This window comes from Aquiflexum sp. (genome assembly GCF_977115555.1).
The window spans coordinates 1-4,310 of the sequence record NZ_CDSBKL010000351.1; the positions used below are offsets into that span (position 1 = coordinate 1).

At 37.1% G+C, this 4,310-nt stretch carries 3 protein-coding genes; 2 read left to right on the forward strand and 1 reads right to left on the reverse strand.

Annotated features, from left to right (window positions below):
* Positions 1-80 precede the first annotated feature (80 nt).
* Both ACZFYI_RS16425 and glsA read left to right on the forward strand, forming a co-directional pair.
* Positions 81-1,304 (forward strand): DcaP family trimeric outer membrane transporter, encoded by a 1,224-nt coding sequence (locus tag ACZFYI_RS16425; protein ID WP_462525214.1) that lies wholly within the window; start codon positions 81-83, stop codon positions 1,302-1,304.
* 15 nt (positions 1,305-1,319) lie between these two features.
* Complete coding sequence (glsA, locus tag ACZFYI_RS16430) at positions 1,320-2,360, forward strand: glutaminase A (protein ID WP_462525215.1); 1,041 nt, start codon at positions 1,320-1,322, stop codon at positions 2,358-2,360.
* A 190-nt stretch (positions 2,361-2,550) separates the two neighbouring features.
* Here glsA and ACZFYI_RS16435 read toward each other — a convergent pair whose 3' ends face one another.
* The gene (locus ACZFYI_RS16435) at positions 2,551-4,158 is read right to left on the reverse strand and encodes a hypothetical protein (protein ID WP_462525216.1); all 1,608 of its coding nucleotides are present in this window, start codon (positions 4,156-4,158) and stop codon (positions 2,551-2,553) included.
* Between the last annotated feature and the right edge of the window lie 152 nt (positions 4,159-4,310).

Genomic DNA, 4,310 nt, shown 5'->3' on the forward strand with positions numbered 1-4,310 from the left:
ACAATGGTGAATCTTTCAAAATGTGAATGAAAATTGGTTACATTTAAATTAACAACACATAAAAATAACATATATTCTTAATGATAAAACAAGCAATAAATAGTTGGCTACTCGTATTAGCTGTGTTATCAGTGGGAATTTCCCATTCATTACAGGCACAGGAAGAAGGGAAAACGAAAAGTATGGAATTCTTTGGTTTTATCATGATGGATGCCGGGTATAATATTAATCAGATTGACCCGAGTTGGTTTGATGTAATGCGACCCACCAAACTTCCTAGCTTTACAAATGAATTCGGAACGAATGGTAATTTCTTTTTTTCCGTTCGCCAAACCCGGCTTGGTTTGAAAAACTATTTTAAAACACCACTTGGAGTATTGAAAACTTTTTTTGAGATAGATATGTTCGGCACCGGTCCGGATGCGGGAAAAACGACTATGCGATTAAGGCATGCATACGCGGAATTAGGCAAATTAAGCATTGGACAATCTCATAGTCCTTTTATGGACATCAATGTATTTCCAAATACACTTGACTATTGGGGTCCCAATGGGATGGTGTTCTTCCGAAACGTGCAGATTCGATACCAACCCATTCAAGGCGATACATATTTATCTTTTGCGCTGGAAAAGCCCGGAGCGAGTGCCGACCAAGGAATCTATTCCGACAGGGTGGAGTTAGAGGGAGTTTACATGCGTTTCCCGGTCCCTGATTTTTCATTTGAATACCATCGTAACACCAACTTTGGTTATGTCGAATTAGCAGGTATTGTCCGAAGTATTAAGTGGGAAGATAAGAACAATGATTTATATGATTTATCCGGAAATGCATTGGGATGGGGACTTAATTTGAGTACCAATGTTAATCTCACCAAGAATGACATTTTTCGAGGTCAACTAGTTTATGGTGAAGGAATTCAAAATTACTTCAATGATGCACCGGTGGACATCAGCTTAAAAAACATACCTGAGAATATAATTTCCCCCGTAAAGGGTGTTGCACTTCCTATTGTCGGGGCTGTTGCTTTTTTGGACCATTCTTGGAATGAAAAATTTAGCAGCGCAATCGGTTATTCACTCGTTAGCATAAAAAACACTGACGGACAGGCCTATAATGCTTTTAAAAAAGGGCAATATATTTCTGCCAACTTGCTGTATTATCCTGTAAAAAATATGATGGCAGGAATTGAACTTCAGTGGTTTGACCGAGAAAACTATAGGGATGATTGGAGTACCTCCGCCACTAAAATTCAATGCTCATTCCGATTCAATTTCTCACAAGAGTTTAAAGAAAACCTTAACTAATTTTAATTCACCGCCATGAAAACAATAATCAGGACTGTATGCATGATAACTGTACTTATCTTGGCAGGACTTTCCATTACTTTAGCCCAAACCTCCAAAAGAAAAAAAAACGAAGCAACAGTATCGCCTTATCAAACAGCCATTGACAATGCATACAAAAAATTATACAACTTCAATGAAGGAAAGAATGCCGATTATATAAAGGAGTTAGCCAATGTCGATCCAACTATCTATGGTATTGTAATTGTAACGACAGATGGTCAAGTGTTTACGAAAGGTGATCTGGACTCGCGCGTTTCTATTCAATCTATATCTAAAGTATTTACCGTTGCTCGGCTAATTGAAGAACAAGGACCCAAAGCCATCATGGAAAAGATTGGAGTGGATGCAACCGGACTCAGTTTCAATTCAATTATCGCCATTGAATTAAAAAAAGGAAAAGAGATCAATCCACTGGTAAATCCGGGCGCAATTGCAGCAGTCAGTTTAATTTCCGGAATCGATTCAGCCGCCAAATGGAAAAACATTTTGCAAACCCACAACGACTTTGCCTCAGCGGATCTGAAAATAAATATGCCAGTGTATATCAGTGAAGCAGGAGACAATTTGCGTAATCAGGCGATCGCCCATTTGTTGAATGCATATGGAAGAATGTATTTTGATCCGGTACAATCTACAGATGTTTACACCAAGCAATGCGCTATAAATGTAAATGTAAAAGACCTTGCTATAATGGCTGCTACATTAGCTAACGGTGGCACCAATCCTATTTCAAAAAAGACAGTCGTATCGCCTGAGACTGCTGCTTTCACTATGTCCATTATGGCAACTGCGGGTCTTTATGATGATTCGGGTCAGTGGCTTTACGCGGTTGGTTTACCGGGTAAAAGTGGAGTTGGGGGAGGAATTATTGCTGCCTGCCCAGGCAAATTTGGTATCGCGGTGATTTCACCTCCTCTTAATGAAGTTGGCAACAGCGTGAAAGCACAGGAAACAATTTATGAAATCGTAAAAGAACTGAAAGCTGATCCATTTTTAGTTGAACCGAAGAAATAGGTTTATCCTTCAATAAGAATACAGAAAAAAGCCACAGGATGACGAACGGATCAGGTTGATTCCTTCTTCATAAAGTGATTTACTTTTTTTCGAATAATCAAATATTCTTCAGGCATATGATTTATAATGATTAAGAAAATTCAAGGTCTAAGCTTGAAAATGAAATTTCTATCAAGAAACTCACCATAAATTAAAATCTATAGCCTACTACCAAGGTTGAAGATTTTCTCTCACCCATTCCTACTTGAAAAGCCCCTGTCCAATGATTAGAAATGTCCCGCTGGATACCCATCATAAAATTCCATGTTTTGGGTTCGAGATTAAGTGAAAAAGAATTTTCAGATCCGGAAAGATTAAATGAACCTGATACTTCTGTGTCAGAATATTGATATTGTGCTCCAATCATAACGTTGACAATTTTCGGCATCCTCAATCCAATCAATGGAGTTGCAATGAATGCACGTACTGTAGAACCTGAAGCCTCAGTGGTTTGCACCATATACTGAGTAGCTAATGTTGCGAATAGATTCTTATACCCGCCTGCAAATGTCATACCGACCCCCGAAATTGAACCGCCAACGTCAACATTGAATTCCAATGCATCTGCAGGCTCGCCTATCCACCCTAGAATATCTTTGATTTCATCATTTAACTCAAACCGTACATTCGTGTTACCGAAAATTCTACCTGAAAGTACCGAAAAATTCAAAAAGGGTAAAACCCAGACATCAGCCATTCCAGCTGTTACTCCAATGTCCAAATCAGCCGTTGAACCTCCCTGTTGGAAAAGCAATTCAGACAAATTAATTCCATTAAGGACAATGTTATTTAAATTATATGACTCCTTCTGAAAGTGGCTAAAAAGATTGATTCCCCATGGTTGTGGTAATTCGTATCCCGCTTTCCTAGCAGCATTACCTAAAAAAGGCAAGGATCTTTCTAATCTAATCATCAAGGTGTCGGCAGGGCCATTGTTTGTTTCAAGTTCCCAAAAAGAAGTTGGGAAATTTTCTATTGTATTCTTTTCCTTATCCTTATAAAATTTAATATTCAGATTCTCTGAATAGTTGTATGATTCTCCTTTTTTTATTCCCGATCCACTAGTTTGGAAATAATCAACCAAATACCCTTTTTCGCGATTACCCATGAAATATACTGATGCTGTATATGTGTCATACCGCACCCCGTTTAGTTTAAAGTCTTTTACAGAATTTAAAGAGATTTTCTTTAAATCTCCATCTAGGAGATACATTTGCCCTGTAAAATTGCCAATATGCTTAATCTTCCAAGGAATAAAAGGTTTGTGAAGGGAGAATGAGAATATAGTACTGTCCCCTGATTGTTTTAAAAAATGAATATCATCTTGATTCACCAAATTAAAATCTTTCAGATTTTTGAATTTCTCATTTTGAACAGCTATATATTTCTTGATTTGTCTTTTTGACCAATACTGATATATGTTTTGATCTCGAACAATAACAAAAAGTTGGTTGCCAAATTCGTAATATGGATCGTAATCCATTTGAAGGTTTATTTGATTTTTCTGATCATTTCCATTTTTTGAAAGGGTCCAATCGGCAGAAAAGGATACCTCTTCCTGATACATCGGGGAAAGCAAAAGATTAAAAACTTTTGGGGAAATGCCGTATTTATACAAAAAGTTGCTATTGTAAGGGATAGACTCTTTTTCACTATTTTGGGCGAAAGATGAAATATTACTAAAAAAAAGTGCCATTAAAATTAAAGGTACAGCTATTATAAAAAACCTACTTGACAGATTCAATTTTATAAAATTCATAAATTAATTTTTAGGCTTCCTATTTATTTGCTATTTAATTAAATATCATCTGTTGACCAAATACCGTTATTGCAGGGAGACCAGTAACTGCCATTCTCTACAGAACCATTAAGAATATGATGCGCCAAAGCCACGCCTCCGCAAGAAAAACT

Excerpts from the sequence above, each read along its gene's own strand:
- ACZFYI_RS16425 (WP_462525214.1), top strand. The coding sequence starts at position 81 with ATGATAAAACAAGCAATAAATAGTTGGCTACTCGTATTAGCTGTGTTA.
- glsA (WP_462525215.1), top strand. The coding sequence starts at position 1,320 with ATGAAAACAATAATCAGGACTGTATGCATGATAACTGTACTTATCTTG.
- ACZFYI_RS16435 (WP_462525216.1), bottom strand. The coding sequence starts at position 4,158 with ATGAATTTTATAAAATTGAATCTGTCAAGTAGGTTTTTTATAATAGCT.